Raw genomic sequence first — 19,373 nt, forward strand, 5'->3', positions numbered from 1 at the left:
CTTCGACCACCGCTGTCGGCGGCCGAACGGAACGGGTGAGGGCGTTCGTGAACAGGATCGTATTTTCGTGGCGCGCAACAACCGCCGGCCTTGTCGCCGGGCTGTTGCTGGCCGCCAATGCTTCGGCGGACGAGGCTTGCGGCCTCTGCGCCAAGGAGGTCGTCATCAACTCCGAACTGGCGAGCTGCTTTCTCGACCAGTACGACCGGATCGCCAAAACCGGCAACACCGCCGTTGTCGTCGATCTCAGCAGCTGCGCGTCGCGCGGCGTGGTCGAGCCGTTGCCGTCGCCGGGCAAGGCGCAGGTGGAGCCTGACGTGCAGTTCATCGTTTCGCGCACGCAGCTGGATTGCCTGAAGAAGAAGCTGGAGACGCCGGGCATCGTGCTCGACCCGTCCGCCACCATAGAACTGGACAGCTGCGGATGACGAAAGCGGGGGGCAACGCAACGCAGCAGGCAGTGACGGCGCCGGTACCGCAAAAGAAGCCGGTGTCGCTGCCGGAAACCGTCGAAGGCCTGCCGTGGGTGAGCAATCACGAGGCCAAGAAGGAGGCGAACCCATTCACCGATCGCGACTGGCGCATGCTCGTCTATGCCTGGTCCGGATTGCTGGTGCGCCTGGCGATCATCTTCACCTTGATCTTTTCGGTCTACCAGTTCCTGGCGAACCAGGAGCAGAAGCGCGTCGAGCAGACGATGTCGCTGGTCGAGCTCTGGGAAAGCAAGGATTACCAGCAGGCGCAACGGGCCCTCAAGCAACGCCTGGCGGCGCTCAACGCCAAATACGGCAATCTGCTCAGTGCCAATCCGACGCCGACCGAGGAACAGGTGTTCAGACAGCGCATCGGCATCGAAGCGATGAGCGCTACCGGCGGCGACATGCCGCTTGCCGACTTCAGCGACAATTTCGACCGCGTCGTCTATTTCCTCAACCGCCTTTCCTTCTGCGTCGAAGGCAGGCTGTGCTCGCGCGACGTCGCCGACTCCTATTTCCGCGACTATGCCGCTTCCTTCTGGAGCTATTTTGCCGGCTATATCGACAAGGAGCGCAAGGCCGGTTCACCGAGGCGGAAACTCTGCAGGCCTATTTGTACAGGCTGTTGATCCACTGGACGTTGATGGCGTTCAGACGCACGGCGGTATTGGCATCCGGGCTCTCGGCCACGTTCACGCCGGTGATGACGCGCTGCTTGGAGCCATTGTCATAGGCATAGACCGAGCTGCCGCTCGACCCGGGATAGGTGTCGCAGTCGTACTGGAAATACTCGGTGGCGATGTTTTCGGCGTGCACTTCGCAGGTCGCCTTCCACATCGTGCCCATCGGCTTGTCGCCGGGATAGCCGATGATGTTGGCGGTGAAATCGCCGAGGTCGTCATAATTGGCATAGCCGAGCCAGCCGAGGTTGGTGCCGACATCCTGCTTCAGGGTGACGATGCCGAGATCCCACGGCACGACCGAGCCGTAAAAGCCCTGGTAATTGTCGATGAAGCCCTGGATGACATAAGCGCTTTCATAGGTGAAGGCGCCGAACGGCGCGTCGTCGGCAGTCTTGCCGTTGAGAGCCGGCACGAACAGGATATCGTCGAGCCAGGCCTTGTCCTCGTGGCTGTAGAGGCAGTGCGCCGCGGTGAGCACCGTGCGCGGGCCGATCAGCGTCGCCGAGCAGCTGCCATAGCTGCCGCTCTTCGATTTGCCTTCGAGATAGCCGATCGCGGTGAATGGGTAGGTTTTGGTATTCTTGATCTGCTCGCGGTCGTCCGTGCCGAACACCTGACGGCCAGCCTCTTCGCCTCCGCTCAGTCCGGAATTGTCGGACTTCTGCCCGTCGGCGGGCGCGTTCATGTCCTTGATGACAAGGTCCTTCAGCGTCTCGTTCGGGTCAATCTTGATGTCCTTGCCATCGGCGGAGCGGCCGACGATGCCATAGGATTTGACGGCCGTTGCTTCGTCGGTGAGCGGCGCGGCGCGGTTGGCCTCGTCGTCGGTCAGTTTCGGCGGGGCGATTGGTTTCGCCCGGCCGGGCTTGTAATCGCCCGATGTTAAATCCCGCATGCTTTCGCCGTTGCCGGCATTGGCGGAACCTGGATCGGCAGCCAAGGCAGGAACCGCCCACATTGCGGTGGAAAGCAACGCGGACGCAATAATGCTATGTGTCAGTTTTGTCATGGTGAGACTCTCCCAAAAGTCAGCAAGGACTGGATCAAGATACAGAAATATTGTCGAGATCGTGGTGGCGCAAAAAAATGAAATTGGTTACCGGTGCCTTTACCGGGCCATTATTCAGTGCAGCCAGTTTAGGTCCCCGCCAAAAATGCCTGCAACGGTATACTGCCTAAAATAATCCAACATTGGCAACGACAAATTGCTTCCACATAGCCCGTGGGGGGCTATAGGATTTTGGGCGGGTTGGCTCGACAGCACGACTAGCAGAAATGGTGCTCGGCTTTGTGACGGATCGTGCTTCGCCGTGGAGCATGATCTCACCGGCCGGCTCCATTTTAGTGGACCATGCGTCGGCGACTGACCTGTCGGGAACATCGTCTCAGGGGGTTCGAGGTGAAGATCATCCATAGGTTCAGACCGATTGCCGCCGCCGCGCTGCTCGGCATCGCGGCGGCCTTGCCGGCCGTCAAATCCGTTCATGCCACGGACGCGGCCGCTCGGCCGGAGGCGGCGATCTCGCCGATGAAACGCGTGGCCGAGGCCAGGGCCAAGGCCAGGGCGGAGAACCCCGACGGCGCCGATCGCGTCTACGGCGGCAAAGAGGCCGAGAAGGGCGCTTACCCGTTCCAGGTGGCATTGCTGACCACCGGCAAACTGGACAAAAGCCCGGCGTCGCAGGCGAATGCGCAGTTCTGCGGCGGCAGCCTGATCGCGCCGCAATGGGTGCTGACGGCGGCGCACTGCCTCAATGACGACGGCGAGCCGATTTCGCCTGATGTGGTCACCGTGCTCACCGGCGCCACCGATCTGAGCGAGGGCAAGCGCTACAAGGCGGTGGAGATCATCGTCAACGAGGGCTACAGCGAGCAGACGCTGGACAACGATCTCGGCTTGATCCGGCTGGCCGCGCCGGCCGATGCCCCGACCATCAAAATTGCCCGTGAGCCGACACCAGACGCCGGCAAGACGACGGTCACCGGCTGGGGCAAGATGCAGGACGGAACGTTTCCCACCGCACTGATGGTCGCCGACCTGGACCTCCAGCCGAACGCAACCTGCAACAGCGGCATCAAGGCGATTTATGCGCATGATTTGAAGGCAGCGCTCGGCGAACTCGCCCGCCGCATGCGTTATTCGGAAAGGGGCATCGAGGCGGCCGCCAACGCGATTGCGGCCGATATGGCCGATCCGCTGACCGGCAACATGATCTGCGCCGGCACGGCCAGCGGCGAGCGCGACGCCTGCAATGGCGACAGCGGCGGACCGCTGTTCATGACCGGCGCCGATGGTCCGGTGCAGGTCGGCGTCGTCAGCTGGGGCGAAGGTCCGGCCGACGGCGGTACCGCGTGCGGCCACAAGAACGCCTACGGCATCTACACGCGGCTGGCCAATTACACCGGCTGGATCGAGGAGAAGATGAAGACGGCGGCGCCCGCAGCGCCCAAAGCCCTCGGCACGGCGCAGAAGCCCGCCACGCGCTGACCGGTGTCATTGCTGAACCAATGAACAGCGGGAGCAATCCCTCTGTTTCTGTCCCAAAACCCGGTTCTGTCCCAAAAACCTGGGGTCGGGACTAGAACCAGCGATCGCGGCGCTGATCTGTGGCGGCCAGGGTGAGGCCGAGTAGCGCTCCTACGGCCGCTCCGAGGATGAATGCCGACGATATTGTGCCGGGATTCTCCTGGACCACCCCCGACACCGTCTGCGCCCTGTTGCGCAGGGCTTGTGCTGTCCGAGAGGCGCGCTCGGCAGCGTTGCCATACCAATCGCCGGCGTCCTCGATCGCCTCTTCCGCGCGTTCCGCCAAGGTTCGGTTGATCTTGCTGATCTCGCGCCTCAGCTGCGCGACCTGCTTCTCCAGGGCTTCCTGAGCTTCACGTTGAGTCATCTTCGGTGCTGCGGATTCGTTTGGTTCGTCGGCCATTGTAATCTCCTTTGCTCAGGCTCGGCTCAACGGCCGGCCCACTGTGCAGGTTCCTCCGCAAAACGCGTATGTCCGGTGTTTGTTCGGTGAGAAACCGGCTTTTGTCCGGCATGTCTGCGAATTCGGCATCAACATCGGATCGTTCCGGCGCTCCCCGCGTTGGTGAAAACGCCACAAGGGAGGAACCGCCATGGACGACGATCGGCATGAAAAGATTCGGCAGCGAGCCTATGAAATCTGGGTACGCGAGGGCCGCCCGGATGGCGCGCATGAGCGTCATTGGCAGCAGGCGAAGCAAGAGCTTGGCCTCGACGACGCGGACGGTCCGGCGGGAACGATCGCCAGCTCCGACGTTCTGACGGTCGAGGCACTGGCGATGCGCACCGGGATAACCGGTGATCAGGCGCAAGAGCTGATCGATAGGCTGGGCAACGACAGGGCGACGCTCGAGCAAGCCGCGCGGAACCTCAAGGCAGCCGAAAGTTAGCCGCTGGCCACCGTGTCGAAGACAGCTACCAGTTCGCGCTGCCGCGTCTTTTCGATGAAACCGGACCGCAGACCGTCGTCGCCTACTTCCTCGGCGGCCCCTTGCGCTCGGCCGATGCCGCCCAGAGATTGATGTCCGACTCGCGGGCAAAGCTGTCGATCTCGGCGAGCTCGGCATCGCTGAAGTCGAGCGCCTTCAGCGCGCCGACGCAATCCTCGACCTGTTCCGGCCGGCTGGCGCCGATCAGCGCCGACGTCACCCTGCCTCTGCGCAGCACCCAGGCCAGCGCCATCTGCGCCAGCGTCTGGCCGCGGCGACGGGCGATGACGTTCAGCGCCTCGATATTGGCGATCGACTTGTCGTTGATGAATGCCGGGCGCAGCGACTTGCCCTGGCTGGCGCGGCTGCCATCGGGGATGCCGCCGAGATATTTGTCGGTCAGCATGCCTTGCGCCAGCGGCGAGAACACGATCGAGCCGACACCAAGCCCCTCCAGCGTATCGAGCAGGCCATCATCCTCGACCCAACGGTTGAGCATCGAATAGCTCGGCTGATGGATCACGCAAGGCGTGCCGAGCTGCTTCAATATGTCGGCGGCCTCGCGGGTGCGCTGCGAATTATAGGAGGAAATGCCGGCATAGAGCGCCTTGCCCGAGCGCACCGCGTGATCGAGCGCGCCCATCGTTTCCTCCAGCGGGGTGTCGGGGTCGAAGCGGTGCGAATAGAAGATGTCGACATAGTCGAGCCCCATCCGCTTCAGGCTCTGGTCGAGGCTGGCCAGCACATATTTGCGGCCGCCCCACTCGCCATAAGGCCCTGCCCACATTTCGTAGCCGGCCTTGGTCGAAATGATCAGCTCGTCGCGATAACCGGCAAAGTCCGTCCGCAGGATCTCACCAAACGCCCGCTCCGCCGAGCCGGGCGGCGGGCCGTAATTGTTGGCGAGATCGAAATGCGTGATGCCGAGATCGAACGCCCTGCGCGCGATCGCCTGCTTGGTTCTATGCGGCGTGTCGTCGCCGAAATTGTGCCACAGCCCAAGCGAGATCGCCGGCAGCTTCAGGCCGGACCGCCCGCAGCGATTGTAGACCATCTTTTCGTAGCGGTTTTCGGCGGGGACATACGGCATGGGAAATCCTCAAATCGAAACGAGCCCGACGGCTGCCGCCGCGACGGTGGGGCAGTCGAGCTTGCCACCCTTAGCCTCTCCCCGCGCAAACGGGGAGAGGCTTTTTGCGGTGCTTGGGAGGCGCGCCGCCTACTTGGTTTTCTTCTTCGCCAGCAGCTCCTTCGCCGCCTTGACGCCGAGTGCCGCGGGCCGCTCGCAGCTGGTCTGCATGGCGACGAACTTTCCGGTCTCGCCCGAACGCAACAGTCCGGTCATGACGTCGACGGCATGCAGCGCCAGTTCCATCGAGCAGCGGTGCGGCCGACCTTCCCTGATCGCGATCGCCATGTCGGCCAAACCGGCGGTGCGGTAGTTGGCCATCATGCCTTGCGAATGCATCTCGTTGGGCACGCCGAACGGATGCGGCCATTTCGGCAGCTTCTTCACCGGCTTGGCGGCCTCGGTGAAACGCACGTCGCCGCCGAAGAAATTCGGATCCGGCACGAACACCGTGCCCGCCTCGCCATAGAGCTCCATGGGCGCGTGGCCGTGGCTCCAGACATCCCAGCTGGTGTTGAGCGTCACCACGGCGCCGTTCTCGAATTCCAGCACGCCGTGGATCGTCGTTGGCGTGGAGACCGGGATCTTTTCGCCGGCGCGCGGCTTCGAGCTGATGATGCGTTCCGTCATCGGGATCGAAGCAAAAGCCGCAACCCGCTTCACCGGCCCGATCAGCTGGATCAGGTTGGTGATGTAATAGGGTCCGATGTCGAGCACCGGCCCGGCGCCCGGCTGGAAGAAGAAGTCCGGATTGGGGTGCCAGTGCTCCATGCCATGGCTCATCACATGACAGGTGCCGCTGGTGATCCTGCCGAGCCTGCCGGTGTCGATCAGGTCGCGGACAAGCTGGTGCGCGCCGCCGAGGAAGGTGTCGGGCGCCGAACCGATGCGCAGCCCCTTGCTTTCCGCCCGTTTTTTCAGGTCGAGCCCTTCCTTGACCGACAGCACGAAGGGCTTCTCCGAATAGACGTGCTTGCCGGCGTCGAGGATCTGCTTCGAAACCTCGTAATGCACCGCCGGAATGGTCAGGTTGACGATGATGTCGATATCGTCGGCCTTGAGCAGCCCCTCGACGGTCTCGGCGCGCAGCTTGAACTCTTTTGCCCGCGCTTTCGCCGCTTCCATGTTGATGTCGGCGCAGGCGCGCATCTCGATGCCGCGAAACAGCGGTGCCAGCGAGAAATACGCCTTCGAGATGTTGCCGCAGCCGATGACGCCGATGCCAAGTTTTGTTGCCATGCTGGTGTGCTCCTAATAGGTCTTGGCGGCTGCGATCGAGCGGCGGGCGAAGCGCTCGATATCATTGGGATTGTCCTGTTCCATGACGTAGTATTTCGCGGCGCTTTTGGCGCGTAGCGCCTTGATCTGGCCGGGCCAGTCGATGGTGCCGTGGCCGACGTCGGACCAGCCGTCCTCGTCGAGGCCCTCGCCCGGCTTGGCCAGGTCCTTGACATGGACGGCGACGATGCGCTTGCCGTGCTTCTCGATCCAGGGCAGCGGATCGACGCCGCCGCGCACTACCCAGGCGACGTCCATCTCCCAGCCGATGTCGGGCGCGGAGGACAGGATATGGTCCTGCGGCACCGAGCCGTCGGCGAGCGCCTTGAACTCGAAATCATGGTTGTGCCAGGCAAAACCATAGCCGGCCTTCCTGGCCGTCTCGCCGACCTTGGCCAGGCGTTCGCCGAAGCCGCGCCAGCCGGCTGTGTCGGCCGGCCTGAACTCGGCATTCAGGAACGGGCAGATGAGCAGCGTGATGCCGAGCGCGTCGGCCGTCCTGCGCACGCCGTCGAAATCCTTCTCGAGCGCGTCGATCGAGAAATGCCCGGTCGGCATGGCGAGCCCGTTCTTGTCGAGCTCGGCACGGAACGCCTTGGGATCGTCATAGACGCCGCCGAACCCTTCGACTTGGCTGTAACCAAGCTCCCCCAGCATCTTGAGCACGCCCTCCCAGGGCTGGAAATTGCGGGCGCTGTAAAGTTGGAATGACCAGTTCATCGTCTCTGTCCGTTTTCTTGTGGATGGTTAGTTTTGGGGGGATGAGTCTTGCGGGAGTGGAAGAGTCTTGGGGAGTGGGAGAGTCTTGGGAGGCTAAATCATGCTCTAGAGACGGTTACCTGTGGCGGCGTCGAAAAGCGAGGCGCGCATCGGGTCAAAACCGATGCCGACCGCCTCGGCGTTGTTTGGCGTGCGCTCGGCCGTCACCCGCACCGTGAAATTCTGGCCGGCGAGCTTCAGCCAGACCAGCGTGTCGGAACCCATGGGCTCGACGACCTCGACATTTGCCGTGGCTGCGAACGGCCATCCCGTGCCGCTGTTGAACGCCACGTGCTCGGGGCGGATGCCGAACACGGCCGGCCCTGGCACCGGGTCCTTCTCGAAAGCATAGGTGGCAAGCGGTATCCGCACATCCTCGGCGACGAAGTGCCAGTCGCCTGCCGCCTGCTCCAGTCTGCCGTCGAGGAAGTTCATTGCCGGCGAGCCGAGGAAGCCGGCGACAAACCGGTTGACCGGCCGGTTATAGATGGTCTGCGGCGCATCGAGCTGCTGGATGACGCCGCCCTTCATCACCGCGATACGGTCGGCCAGCGTCATCGCCTCGATCTGGTCGTGGGTGACGTAGATCATGGTGTTCTCGAGCTTGCGGTGCAGCAGCTTGATTTCGACGCGCAATTCCGCGCGCAGCTTGGCGTCGAGATTGGAGAGCGGCTCGTCGAACAGAAAGACATCGACGTCCCGCACAAGTGCGCGCCCGATCGCCACGCGCTGGCGCTGGCCGCCGGACAGCGCCGCCGGCTTGCGATGCAAAAGCGGTTCGATCTGCAGGATCTCGGCGGCCCGGGCGATGCGCTTGGCGATCTCGTCCTTGGCGAGGCCGGCAACGCGCAGCCCGAACGACAGGTTCTTCTCCACCGTCATCTGCGGATAGAGCGCGTAGGACTGGAACACCATGCCGATGCCGCGATCCTTGGGCTCTTCCCAGGTGACGTTCTTGCCCTTGATGAAGATGCGGCCTTCGGAAACGTCGAGCAGCCCGGCAATACAGTTGAGCAAGGTCGACTTGCCGCAGCCGGACGGGCCGAGCAGCACGATGAATTCGCCTTCGGCAACATCGAGGTTGAGCGTCTGCAGCACCGATATCGCACCGAAATTCAGCGACAGGTTCTGGATCGAGACGCTGGTGCCGTTTGCCGCAATGCTGCCGTTTGCGTTCATCGCCATCATCCTTTCACCGCGCCGGCGGCGATGCCGCGCACAAACAATTTTCCGGACAGGAAATAGACGATCAGCGGCACCAGGCCGGTCAGGATGGTGGCTGCCATGTTGACGTTATATTCCTTCACGCCTTGCACCGAGTTGACGATGTTGTTGAGCTGCACCGTCATCGGATAGGTGTCGGGGCGGGTGTAGACGACGCCGAACAGGAAGTCGTTCCAGATGCCGGTCACCTGCAGGATGATGGCGACGACGAAGATCGGCAGCGACATCGGCAGCATGATGCGGAAATAAATGCCCCAGAAGCCGGCGCCGTCGACACGCGCTGCCCGGAACAGCTCCTCCGGCATGGAGGTAAAGTAGTTGCGGAACAACAGTGTGAGGATCGGCATGCCGAAGATGGAATGGACGATCACCAGGCCGCTGAGGCTGCCGTAGAGGCCGACTTCGCGCAGGATGATGACGATCGGATAGATCATCACCTGATAGGGGATGAAGGCGCCGACGATCAGGATGATGAAGAAGGTGTCGGCACCTTTGAAGCGCCAGTTGGCAAGCGCATAGCCGTTCACCGAGGCGAGCGCGATCGACAGGATCACCGACGGGATCGTGATGCGCACCGAATTCCAGAAGCCACGCGACAGCCCGTCGCAGTTGAGCCCGGTGCAGGCGCTCGACCAGGCCTTGACCCATGGCTCGAAGGTGATCTCCATCGGCGGCGAGAAGATGTTGCCGAGGCGTATCTCGGGCATGCCTTTGAGCGACGTCACCACCATCACATAGAGCGGCAAAAGATAGTAGAGCGCCACCACGATGAGCGTGCCGTAGAGGAAGATGTTGCGGCGCGAGAACATATGCCGCGGCTTCGGCCCGCTCGGCCCGTACGCTTCGAGCGTGCCGGGGCCGGCCGGCAAGGAAACGGTATGGTCAGACACGCTTCTTGCCTCCAAACTCGAGATAGGCCCACGGCACGATGACGATGATCACCGACAGCAGCATCATGGTCGAGGCGGCGAACCCCTGACCGAGGTTCTGGGCGAAGAACATGTAGTCATAGACATATTTGGCCGGGACTTCGGAGGCGATGCCGGGCCCGCCGCTGGTCTGGGCGACAACCAGGTCATAGATCTTGACGATACCGGCAGCGATGATGACCAGCGTGGTGATGAAGACCGGCCGCATCATCGGTATGATGATGAACAGATAGGTCTTCCAGGTCGGTATCCCGTCGACCCGCGCTGCCTTCCAGATATCCTCGTCGATCCCGCGCAGGCCGGCCAGCATCAGGCACATGATGAGCCCGGTGCCCTGCCAGAGAGCGGCGATCAATATGCCGTAGATGACGATGCTGGAATCATAGAGCGGATTGAAGCTGAAGCTCGTCCAGCCGAGGCTGCGCACCACTCCCTGGACACCGAACTCGGGGTTGAGCAACCACTGCCAGACGAGACCGGTGACGATGAAGGAGAGGGCGAAGGGATAGAGGAAAATGGTCCGGAACGTGTCCTCGAACCGGATCTTCTGGTCGAGCAGGGCGGCAAGCAGGAAGCCGATCACCAGCGAGAACAGCAGCGACAGCACGCCGTAGATCAGCAGGTTCTCGATCGAGACCAGCCAGCGCGGCACCGACCACAGCCGGTAGTACTGGTCGAGCCCGACGAAATTCAGCCGTGGCAGGAGCTTCGAACTGGTGAAGGAATAAAGCACCGTCCACGCGCTGCCGCCGACAAAGATCACCAGCGCTGTGAGGATCATTGGGATCGAGGCGATCTTCGCATTGAGGTTGCGAAAGAGTTGGCTAGGGCGTTCGCTCTTGCTCATCTGCACAGCCGCTTTGGATCGGGTAAGGGCCGGAGGGTCAAGAGGCCTTGACCCGAGCTCCCGACCCTGCGTTTGCAGGGGCGGGAGTGAGGCGGTCGGTCGATCGCTCAATCGGCCGAACCGACAATGGCGGCGAAGCGCTTCTGCGCATCTTCCACGGTCATGTCCTGCTTGGCGAAGAACTCGGAGAAAAGATCCTCCTTCTGCTTCTGGGTATCCTGCGAAAGCAGCTGGTCGGTCCAGGGCATGATATTGCCCTTGGCGAGAATTTCGAGCCCCTTCTTCATGCAGTCGTTCGCCGCCTTGAGGTCGACGTCGCCGCGTACCGGCAGCGAACCTTTCTTGAGATTGAAGGCGACCTGCGTCTTGGGATCGAGCAGCGTGTGGGCCAGCACTTCCTGTGCCTTCGATTTTTCGGGATCCTTCAGCAGCGGGAAGTAGAAAGCGTCGCCGCCGGTGGCGATCATCTCGTTGAGACCGAGGCCCGGAAGGCAAGTATAGTCCTTGCCGGCGACCTGACCGGCAACCTGGAACTCGCCCTGCGCCCAGTCACCCATGATCTGGCCGCCCGCCTTGCCGGTGATGACCAGATTGGTGGCTTGGTTCCAGTCCTGCACATTGGTGTTCTTGGCCATCTTGCGGGCATCGTCCGCGGCCTTGAAGACCTTGGCGACCTCGGGCCCGGCGGCGAATTCCGCGTCCTTGTCCTTGTAGACCTTGAGGAAGGCGTCGGTGCCGCCGACCGCCGCGAGCAGCACGTCGAAAGCGCCGGAGGCCTGCCAGGGCTGGCCGCCGACCGCTAGCGGCTGGATGCCTGCCTTTTCAAGCGCGGGCGCCGCAGCGACATATTCATTCCAGTTCTTCGGCACCGGCACGCCGGCCTTTTTGAAGGCCGCATTCGACAGCCACAGCCACTGCCAGGAGTGGATATTGACGGGCACGCAATAGATCTTGCCGTCGAGGGTACAGCCGTCGAGCAGGCTCTTCGGCTGCACGATTTCCGTCCACTTTTCCTTGGTGGCGAGATCGGTGAGGTCGCGCATCAGCCCGGCCTGCACCAATTCTTCCGCCTGCCGGCCGTGATTGAACTGGGTCGCGCCCATCGGGTCGCCGCCGGTGATGCGGCTGATCATGATCGGCCGCGCCGTGCCGCCGGAGCCGGCGATGGCGCCGTCAACCCAGTGATTGCCGGTTGCGTCGAAAGCCTTGGCGAGTTCGGCGACCGCTGCCGCCTCGCCGCCGGAGGTCCACCAATGGGTGACTTCCAGATCCGTCGCGGCCGCCGGGCCGGCAAATTGCAGCGCGACCGTCGCAGCCAGCGCAGCAGTCATGAGTTGGTATCGCATTTCGTTCCTCCCAGAATCTGAAACGTTACAGATTTTCGATACGGCAATTGCTTGAGGCGCGCAACCCCTCAGGCGAAGGTGGCATCAAGTTTTTTCGAAGCGCGAATAAAATCGCGCGACTCGCCGGCCTACCGCATCGCAACAAGAGGGGTTGCACTGCAAAATGCAATGCTGCGACGCCAGAAAACCGGAAAAGCTCCTTCTGTCGCTCTTTTTTGCGCCGACCGGAGTGCCACTCGTTTTGCGCCTGTCACCAGTGATATCGCCACGGCAGTGACAATCTGTAACGTTTCAGTATATAGCGGTCTCATTCGGTGAAGGCCCGCGGCGTACCCGCGGCCCGCCGATTGCCGGCCTGCCCGGCAACTGCTATGCGCCTGACGGGGCGGGATGAATGAACAGGCATCAAAAAGAGAAGGCCGACGAAGCGTCGGGCCGGGGCCGGCCGACACTGAAGACGCTCGCCTTCATGACCGGGCTGGGCGTCACCACCGTGTCGCGCGCGCTGAAGGATGCGCCCGAGATCGGCGCCGAGACCAGGCGGCGCGTCCAGCTTGTCGCCAAGCAGATCGGTTATCGGCCCAACCGTGCCGGCGTCCGCCTGCGCACCGGCAAGACCAATGTCATCAGCCTGGTGCTCAACACCGAGCACGAAATCATGAGCTTTGTCTCGGATATCATCTACGGCGTTTCCGAAGTCATTGCCGACACACCCTACCATTTGATCGTGACACCCTACTCGCGCTCGCAGGATCCGCTCGACCCGATCCGCTACCTCGTGGAAACCGGTTCAGCCGACGGCGTCATCATTTCGCGCACGCAGCCGAACGATCCGAGGGCCCGTTATATGCTGGAGCGCGGCATCCCCTTTGCCACGCATGGCCGCACCGATATGGGGCTGATCCATCCCTACCATGATTTCGACAATTACGCTTTCGCAGCCGAGGCAGTGCGCCATCTGGCCGGCCTCGGCCGCCGCCGCCTGGCTCTGTTGGCGCCGCCGGTCGAGCTGACCTATCACGGCCACACGCTCGCCGGCTTTGCCGATGCTCTGAGCGAGGTCGGCGCCAGCGAGATTCCGTTCAACACTGTTTCGATCGATCATTCGATCGAGCAGATCAGAATGCGGACCGCGCAGCTGATGCGCCGCGAAAGCCGCCCGGACGGTTTCATCAGCAGCGCCGCCGCCGCGACGCTCGCCATCGTCGCCGGCATCGAAGACGCCGGCCTCAAGCTTGGCCGCGATGTCGATGTGGTGTCCAAACAATCGTCGGAGCTTCTGCACCTGTTTCGCAGCGAATTGCTGGTCGTCAACGAGAACTTCCGGCTGGCCGGCGCCGAACTCGCCCGCTCGGTGCTGGGCTGGATCGGCGGCGCCGCACCCGGCACCCTGCAGAGCCTGAGCGAGCCGGGCGAAGTGCAGGCCTATCGCCGCCCCGACTAGAGCGGGATATATTCAAATTGAACTGGGCATCCCGCTCTATCTGTTTGTCTTAGCCGCATTCTTCCACTTGGCTGGAAAATGCGCTGCTGACTGGCAGCCTTTGGCCGGAAGCGGATGGTCCGGTCCGGGCTGACTGCACCGGAGAGCCGACATTCGCCCGCCGACCTCATCTCCGGCGTGGAATCACAGCCAAGCTTAGCACATCTGGATGGTGCAGATAAGTCGGATGAGCACGGCAGCCTTGGATCAATGACCGCGTCTCGTCGCAGACGTCCCAGATACCCTACTGTTAGGCGCGACCCCACCCGCTTGAACTAACGCCGGATTTACCCGGCTACCGCCCAAAGTTGCCTGACGGGATATCCAGAGAACCATTTTACTAACATTGGGGACAAGTTTCGGATGTCGATTGCTCGTCAGTGCCCCATATTCTACTTTTGTTCTCATGGAAAAATTCTTGGCACAGGGGCTTGTACGATGAGCGGGCGGGGCACGTCCGGAGGGGTGGTTTTTCAGGCCGAGGTGGGTGCGTACGTGGCTGGGCTGCTGCTGGCCGAACGCCCGGTCTCACGTATGGCAGGTGGGCTTCCTGGAGTGCCACGTACTATTCGATTTGAGACGCCCACGGCCGTGGATGATCTTTTAATCGAGACTGATCGTGGCGAGATTTATGTACAGGCCAAACGCACGATTAGCCTGTCATCAAATCCTGGGAGTGAGCTGGCGTCAGCCGCCGACCAATTCGTGCGACAGTTTCGCGATGGCATAATCGACGGCGGAGTGCGTAGGGATTTTGATCCGTCGCGTGATCGCTTGGTTCTCGCCGTTGGGTCGACGACCGCAGCTACGGTTGCGAACAATCTACGCGAAGCACTCGATCGGAACCGTACCGGCGCCGCAACCGCCATGCCAAATAGCCTGGGCTCAGCGCTAAGGACCTTCTCTGGGCTGATCGATGCCGCATGGAACACTCACGCCGGTATCGGGATCAAACCCGCCGAACGACAGTCTATTTTGGCGTGTTGTTCTGTAGTCGTCGTGGGTGACGGGCAACGTCAGACTGTCGAAGATGGATTGCGCGATGTTGTAGCAGTTGTAGGGGATGAAGCCGCCCTGCTTGAGGCACTAATTTCGTGGGCCGCGACTGCGTCCGGTAACGGAACGGGCGGAGATGCAGCAGCGATCCGTCTGGCGCTAGCTGGCAAAGCTCGCCTGGTCGAGCCGCCAAGCTATCGCGACGATGTACAGCGCTTGAACACCTATAGCGCAGGCGTCATGGGGCGTCTCGAGCGTTTCACACAAATAACGAGCCCGGAGGGTCACTTCACCATTGCTAGACCCGTGACGGCACTGACCGTCCAGGCGGCGCGGGGAGGCTTACTCGCCATCACCGGTGAACCGGGTTCAGGCAAGTCAGCCATCGTTCGCGAAGTAGCGCAAGAGCTTGCGAAGGAAGCTACCGTTGTTGTCCTTACAGTAGAGGCAGTATCTATTTCGGCCGACGCCCTGCGGATTGATATTGGCCTTCAACACTCGCTGATCGATGTACTCGCTCAGATGCCCGGCGACAGACCGGCATATCTCGTGCTTGACGCACTTGATGCCGCACGCGGAGGATTGGCCGAAGCCACCTACAAACGTCTCGTGGAAGAAGTGTCCACCCTTCCGGGTTGGCATGTCATTGCATCGGTCAGAACATTCGATCTCCGTCTTGGCAGGGAGTGGCGACGGCTTTTCGCTGGAACTGCTCCACAAGCGGCTTATGCCGATCCGAATTTTTCCGCCGTCCGACACATCCATATTGGACTCCTTTCGGATGTTGAAAAGGCGGATGTCGCTGTCAAATCGCCAATCCTTGCGTCTGCGATCGAGGCAGGCGGACCAAAGATGGAAGGCCTGGCCCGCAACCCTTTCAATCTTGCCCTCCTTGGCGACCTGCTGCACAGCGGTGTGGCCGCAAGTACATTGTCTTCGGTAGCGACGCGAGGAGAACTGCTGGAGCGATATTGGGATGAACGGATCAGCGAGTTTGGCCTTCCGGCCGTCACAAGTCTAAAGACCGTAGTGACGCGCATGCTCACCGCTCGGTCGATCGATCTCCCAGAAACAGACGTTCCTGATACAGCGGCGAAAGCTGTTGACGATCTTCAACGTGTTGGCGTTTTAGTTACAGAGCAGACACGCCGCATCGGCTTCCGGCATCACGTCCTATTCGACTATGCCGTCGCGCGATTGATCTTGTTGCCAGACCGCGTAGCGGCATTAGAATTTTTGAGCCGGGCGAGCGGCGCAGGCCTCCTAGTCACTCCATCGCTAGGGTACTGGCTTGAAGCTCTGAAGGCTACATTTAGCGCGGAGGAATATTGGTCTTTTGTCGTATCGCTAATTGGCGATGATGCTATCGATCCAATCGTTCGTATCGAAGTCGCCCGCCTGCCCGTCGAGTCGGTTCACAATGGCGACGACCTCACGCCATTGGCGGATGCCCTCACGAAAGTCGATCCGTCAAAGAATCGGGCATTTCAGCACATCGTCGGCTCGCTGATGACGAAGTCGCAGCTCAAGCAGCCGATAGCGGTGGATGCTTGGGCTACACTTTTAGAGGCGCTTGGTGATCCCAATCCCGAACAGCTCGGTAGTTTTCGAGCATTGATTGGAATGCTGATCGAAGACAACCCGAGCCCCGAAGCGCTGAGGTCCTTGGGTAAGGCGTCTCGTGTGCTGTTCGACGCCATGTCGACAGATGAGAGCCGTATCCGATGGCTTGCATCACACGTTGTGCCGTTCGTCGCGAAGACCATAGGAACAGACCCAGGTGCCTCGCGGAAGAGGTTGGATCAGATATTCTCGCAGCCGCGGTTTTCAAAACTTGGCTTTATCGAGGTGCCGTGGCTGGCGCGCGAAAGTCTGAGTCTCGCGGAGCATGACGAAGAGTTTGTTGTTCAGCTTTTTTATCGAGTTTTTCGTGGAGGAGAGTTTAGTAGAGACCAAGTCACCTCAATGTCTGGCAGTTGGATACTCTCGCTCACGTCTAATGCCGCCCAAGATTTTGCGATGTCGACACATTCGCTCGCTAGCGATTTTCCTCAGTTACTGTTGCGATATCCACGGATCGCTTTACGTGCCTTCGCTGCCGCAATCCGAGGTGAGCGCGAAAGGTCACATCCTGCCAGGGAAAGCCAGGAGGTTCAAAGGGTCTCGATTGCCGGTGTAGAGAGGGAGTTCGAGCAGGACTACAGCCATATATGGGCGTGGAACGCAGACGATAGGGAACATGACGACTACGCGAAGCTCTACCGCGCGGTAAGTGCATGGGGAGCGACGGCTGACGACCAGGCGCTTTTGACGCAAGTGCCTGAACTGATTCTGAGTGAAACAGGCATTGGTCTAGCGTGGCGATCAGTTTTCGAGATCGCAGCATCCAAGCCCGATATCCTTGGGAGGGAGATTTGGAAAACGGCAGCCAGTGTGCCGATGCTTAAATCGCTTGATACCCGCCGGAGCGCTATCTCCGCGATAGCTGCGACGTTCCCACATCTGTCATCAGACGAACGTGCCCAAGCTGAGACTGATTGGCTTCAGCTTAATTTCGCTGAGTTCTCGCGGCCTGACGAAGTGCGCGTTGAGATTATTGGAACGCTATTTGAAACGATAGGCGAGTCCCAACTCGTCACCGAAACAGCACGGGCATTCCTACGTGATGCCAAGACGGGTCGCAGCATATTTGAAAACGGCAAGCCTCTCGAATTCAACTCTGGTTGGACGGCATCTGACCGGCATTGGCTTGAACGGGAAGGGATAGACGTTAAGGCGCATGATGTCGCACCATTATTAGCCCTGGTTAGCGATCTGCGATCCGCCCGCGATGCCTTTAAGGCAGAGGAGACGCTGGATCGAGGAGCATTCTTGTGGAACTCAACTTTGGCCCTTGGCGACGCAGTCGCTCAAGCTGGTCCAATGGGGGCTGCGCTTGATCAGGAGATGTCAGATGCGCTGGCAGAAGGACTTGGGATTGCCTTATCTAAGGGACTCGTACCTACGGAGAAGCGTGATGCCGCGCTCGGGTGGTTGCTGGAACTGACACATCACAGCGATCCCGAGTTGAAGGACGAAACCGAGGAAAGATTCGCAGATTTTCCGTCATGGGGATCACCATCGCCAAGAATCGAAGCCGCTCAAGCATTAGCGATCCTCGCCACTCAATCCGAGTTTTGGCCATTAGTTAGAGAGCGCTATCAAGATATACTCCTAAATGACCCTCATCCGGCTGTCCGCTTTCAGCTTGTTCGCGTCCTTCCTTGGATCGAACAAATAGCCGAAGAGGAGATGTGGACTCTTGCGGAAAAATTTCTGAAGAAAGAAAAGAACGCTACAAATTTGAAACAGGCAATCGCCTCTCTTTCGAGACTAGCTGGCCGAAACCCCGAACGGTTGGAAGCGTTGGCTATTCCCGTTGCGGACGTGAGGTTTCCAAAGAAAGGGGACGATCCGCTGACAGGGCTCATCGTTTTTTTTGCAGTTAACAAAGAACTCCCCACATCTAAGGCACTGCTGTTCGATTGGACGCAAAATTATAAAGAGCAAGAAGAGCGTCTTCAGTCGGCTCTATTTGATATCCGCAATGGGCTGATCATTGGTTTTGATGATGAGGACCCGGAAAAAGTGACACTACGCCGGAGAACTCAAGATTTTCTCTGGATTCTAATCGCTGCTCTCGAACCAGCGGTGAAATCGTGGCCTTCGTCGGGTAATGAGCCAACTCCAGAAGAAGTTTCTGCCCTTAAATTGTTTAATGAAATTGCTGACCAAATCTACTATGCGGTAGGTCATGATGAAATCTCTCCTGAGCTTGCCGGTGTCGACGCCAAACGCAGGTTCCTCAAGGAGTATGCGCCGTTTATCTCGAAACTGACGACGCTAGGCACTCCAGGGTCAGTTCACCATCTCTTGTCAGTCCTAAGCTTTCTCATGGAGGTCGATCCCGAACAATGCTTTGATTTAATTAGCGAGGCGATGTTAAGGACCACTGGAGTTGCTCGCTACGAACACGAAAGCATGGGTGCCACTCTTTTTGTGAAGCTTATCGGATGGTATCTGGCGGATTATCGTAGCGTTTTTGAAGACGAAGTAAGGCGACGGAAGCTAGTTGATTGCCTTGCTCTCTTTGTTGAAGCGGGTTGGCCGGAGGCACGGCGTCTTTTTCAAAGCTTACCTGAGCTTCTTCAGTAGGATTGCTGGTTTTCCGTACTATTTGCACAGACCGGCTCTCATCTGGCGTAGAGGTGAGCCAACAGCCAGCGCACGACCCGCCCGCGACCCGCAGCATGGTGACCGGTGATGTCGGCTTTCAGGAAACAGCAAAGTTGATCTGGATGTCCGTTATGCTGAAGGGTTTCGGGTGCCGTTAGGCGTACGAAAGTCTCTCATGCAGGAACCCGCGGGCCGCACGCTCTGAGCTATGGAGATTTGTATTTCGGGGTGTGCCAGCGCCTGTCGCGAACTTCCGCATAGGACGCGGTGGGCATGTCGTGGAAGCGGCGTCCGGGCCAGGCCGCGGCGCCAGTAGCGTTGATTTCGACGGGATTGGTGTGCGTGACGACCGGCGTCACGGCAACGTGCACATAACATCCCGTTGACCGGCGCCAGCGTGGCGCGGCCGTGTGTGCAGACGGTCCATGCCGGGTCATGGGGCGTTCTCCCGGTTCGGCGCTCTTGATGCAGGCGGTGCACGAGGCTGGCACCACCGTTCGAACCTCTCGATGACGACCATGCGCCCGCCGCAGCAAGGGCAAGGCCGGCGGA

The 19,373-nt window shown here is 60.5% G+C and carries 16 protein-coding genes; 6 read left to right on the forward strand and 10 right to left on the reverse strand.

Annotated elements, in window-relative coordinates; all coding sequences use genetic code 11:
* Positions 1 to 47 precede the first annotated feature (47 nt).
* Positions 48 to 428 (forward strand): hypothetical protein, encoded by a 381-nt coding sequence (locus NKH04_RS06050; protein WP_352474870.1) that lies wholly within the window; start codon positions 48 to 50, stop codon positions 426 to 428.
* Positions 425 to 1,105, forward strand: a complete 681-nt coding sequence (locus tag NKH04_RS06055; protein ID WP_353044048.1) for a DUF4760 domain-containing protein — start codon at positions 425 to 427, stop codon at positions 1,103 to 1,105. The genes NKH04_RS06050 and NKH04_RS06055 overlap by 4 nt, the downstream gene beginning before the upstream one ends.
* Here the strand turns inward: NKH04_RS06055 and NKH04_RS06060 are convergent.
* A complete protein-coding gene (locus NKH04_RS06060; RefSeq protein ID WP_352918327.1) occupies positions 1,086 to 2,168 on the reverse strand; it encodes a trypsin-like serine peptidase in 1,083 nt (360 codons plus the stop codon). The two genes, NKH04_RS06055 and NKH04_RS06060, sit on opposite strands and share 20 nt — an antisense overlap.
* A 390-nt stretch (positions 2,169 to 2,558) precedes the next feature.
* On the opposite strand from NKH04_RS06060, the gene NKH04_RS06065 reads away from it, so the two are divergent.
* Positions 2,559 to 3,647, forward strand: coding sequence for a S1 family serine peptidase (locus NKH04_RS06065; RefSeq protein ID WP_352918328.1), 1,089 nt, complete (start codon positions 2,559 to 2,561; stop codon positions 3,645 to 3,647).
* 91 nt (positions 3,648 to 3,738) lie between these two features.
* On the opposite strand, the gene NKH04_RS06070 is transcribed toward NKH04_RS06065, so the two are convergent.
* The gene (locus NKH04_RS06070) at positions 3,739 to 4,089 is read right to left on the reverse strand and encodes a hypothetical protein (RefSeq protein WP_352613085.1); all 351 of its coding nucleotides are present in this window, start codon (positions 4,087 to 4,089) and stop codon (positions 3,739 to 3,741) included.
* A gap of 190 nt (positions 4,090 to 4,279) precedes the next feature.
* Here NKH04_RS06070 and NKH04_RS06075 point away from each other — a divergent pair, with 190 nt between their 5' ends.
* On the forward strand, positions 4,280 to 4,576 hold the full coding sequence (locus NKH04_RS06075; protein WP_352918329.1) for a DUF2934 domain-containing protein: 297 nt from the start codon (positions 4,280 to 4,282) through the stop codon (positions 4,574 to 4,576).
* Between the two features lie 82 nt (positions 4,577 to 4,658).
* Here the strand turns inward: NKH04_RS06075 and mgrA are convergent, their stop codons facing one another.
* From mgrA to NKH04_RS06110, 7 genes are all read right to left on the reverse strand, one after another.
* The gene (mgrA, locus tag NKH04_RS06080) at positions 4,659 to 5,705 is read right to left on the reverse strand and encodes an L-glyceraldehyde 3-phosphate reductase (RefSeq protein WP_352918330.1); all 1,047 of its coding nucleotides are present in this window, start codon (positions 5,703 to 5,705) and stop codon (positions 4,659 to 4,661) included.
* Between the two features lie 129 nt (positions 5,706 to 5,834).
* Positions 5,835 to 6,983 carry a Gfo/Idh/MocA family protein gene (locus NKH04_RS06085; protein WP_352968891.1) on the reverse strand — a complete coding sequence of 383 codons (1,149 nt, stop codon included), beginning with the start codon at positions 6,981 to 6,983 and terminating at the stop codon, positions 5,835 to 5,837.
* A gap of 12 nt (positions 6,984 to 6,995) precedes the next feature.
* A complete protein-coding gene (locus NKH04_RS06090; protein WP_352918332.1) occupies positions 6,996 to 7,742 on the reverse strand; it encodes a sugar phosphate isomerase/epimerase family protein in 747 nt (248 codons plus the stop codon).
* A 105-nt stretch (positions 7,743 to 7,847) separates the two neighbouring features.
* Entirely contained in the window at positions 7,848 to 8,960 is a 1,113-nt protein-coding gene (locus NKH04_RS06095) for an ABC transporter ATP-binding protein (protein ID WP_352448362.1), read from the reverse strand.
* A 5-nt stretch (positions 8,961 to 8,965) separates the two neighbouring features.
* Positions 8,966 to 9,895 carry a carbohydrate ABC transporter permease gene (locus NKH04_RS06100; RefSeq protein ID WP_023675222.1) on the reverse strand — a complete coding sequence of 310 codons (930 nt, stop codon included), beginning with the start codon at positions 9,893 to 9,895 and terminating at the stop codon, positions 8,966 to 8,968.
* Entirely contained in the window at positions 9,888 to 10,781 is an 894-nt protein-coding gene (locus NKH04_RS06105; RefSeq protein WP_352474879.1) for a carbohydrate ABC transporter permease, read from the reverse strand. The genes NKH04_RS06100 and NKH04_RS06105 overlap by 8 nt, the downstream gene beginning before the upstream one ends.
* A 107-nt stretch (positions 10,782 to 10,888) precedes the next feature.
* Positions 10,889 to 12,127 carry an ABC transporter substrate-binding protein gene (locus NKH04_RS06110; protein ID WP_352684520.1) on the reverse strand — a complete coding sequence of 413 codons (1,239 nt, stop codon included), beginning with the start codon at positions 12,125 to 12,127 and terminating at the stop codon, positions 10,889 to 10,891.
* Positions 12,128 to 12,521: 394 nt separating this feature from the next.
* Here NKH04_RS06110 and NKH04_RS06115 point away from each other — a divergent pair, with 394 nt between their 5' ends.
* Together NKH04_RS06115 and NKH04_RS06120 are read left to right on the forward strand one after the other, a co-directional pair.
* The gene (locus NKH04_RS06115) at positions 12,522 to 13,571 is read left to right on the forward strand and encodes a LacI family transcriptional regulator (protein ID WP_352766999.1); all 1,050 of its coding nucleotides are present in this window, start codon (positions 12,522 to 12,524) and stop codon (positions 13,569 to 13,571) included.
* A 477-nt stretch (positions 13,572 to 14,048) separates the two neighbouring features.
* Positions 14,049 to 18,800 carry an NACHT domain-containing protein gene (locus NKH04_RS06120; protein ID WP_352918336.1) on the forward strand — a complete coding sequence of 1,584 codons (4,752 nt, stop codon included), beginning with the start codon at positions 14,049 to 14,051 and terminating at the stop codon, positions 18,798 to 18,800.
* A 227-nt stretch (positions 18,801 to 19,027) separates the two neighbouring features.
* On the opposite strand, the gene NKH04_RS06125 is transcribed toward NKH04_RS06120, so the two are convergent.
* The coding region (locus NKH04_RS06125) for a hypothetical protein (RefSeq protein ID WP_353044049.1) at positions 19,028 to 19,373 on the reverse strand (346 nt) is incomplete at its 5' end.

It is taken from the genome of Mesorhizobium sp. M1365 (assembly GCF_040317865.1).
GTDB lineage: Bacteria > Pseudomonadota > Alphaproteobacteria > Rhizobiales > Rhizobiaceae > Mesorhizobium.

What these genes read in the sequence shown, in the direction of transcription:
- NKH04_RS06055 (WP_353044048.1), top strand. Translation starts at nt 425, where the DNA reads ATGACGAAAGCGGGGGGCAACGCAACGCAGCAGGCAGTGACGGCGCCG.
- NKH04_RS06060 (WP_352918327.1), bottom strand. Translation starts at nt 2,168, where the DNA reads ATGACAAAACTGACACATAGCATTATTGCGTCCGCGTTGCTTTCCACC.
- NKH04_RS06070 (WP_352613085.1), bottom strand. Translation starts at nt 4,089, where the DNA reads ATGGCCGACGAACCAAACGAATCCGCAGCACCGAAGATGACTCAACGT.
- NKH04_RS06075 (WP_352918329.1), top strand. Translation starts at nt 4,280, where the DNA reads ATGGACGACGATCGGCATGAAAAGATTCGGCAGCGAGCCTATGAAATC.
- mgrA (WP_352918330.1), bottom strand. Translation starts at nt 5,705, where the DNA reads ATGCCGTATGTCCCCGCCGAAAACCGCTACGAAAAGATGGTCTACAAT.
- NKH04_RS06085 (WP_352968891.1), bottom strand. Translation starts at nt 6,983, where the DNA reads ATGGCAACAAAACTTGGCATCGGCGTCATCGGCTGCGGCAACATCTCG.
- NKH04_RS06090 (WP_352918332.1), bottom strand. Translation starts at nt 7,742, where the DNA reads ATGAACTGGTCATTCCAACTTTACAGCGCCCGCAATTTCCAGCCCTGG.
- NKH04_RS06095 (WP_352448362.1), bottom strand. Translation starts at nt 8,960, where the DNA reads ATGAACGCAAACGGCAGCATTGCGGCAAACGGCACCAGCGTCTCGATC.
- NKH04_RS06105 (WP_352474879.1), bottom strand. Translation starts at nt 10,781, where the DNA reads ATGAGCAAGAGCGAACGCCCTAGCCAACTCTTTCGCAACCTCAATGCG.
- NKH04_RS06110 (WP_352684520.1), bottom strand. Translation starts at nt 12,127, where the DNA reads ATGCGATACCAACTCATGACTGCTGCGCTGGCTGCGACGGTCGCGCTG.
- NKH04_RS06115 (WP_352766999.1), top strand. Translation starts at nt 12,522, where the DNA reads ATGAACAGGCATCAAAAAGAGAAGGCCGACGAAGCGTCGGGCCGGGGC.
- NKH04_RS06120 (WP_352918336.1), top strand. Translation starts at nt 14,049, where the DNA reads ATGAGCGGGCGGGGCACGTCCGGAGGGGTGGTTTTTCAGGCCGAGGTG.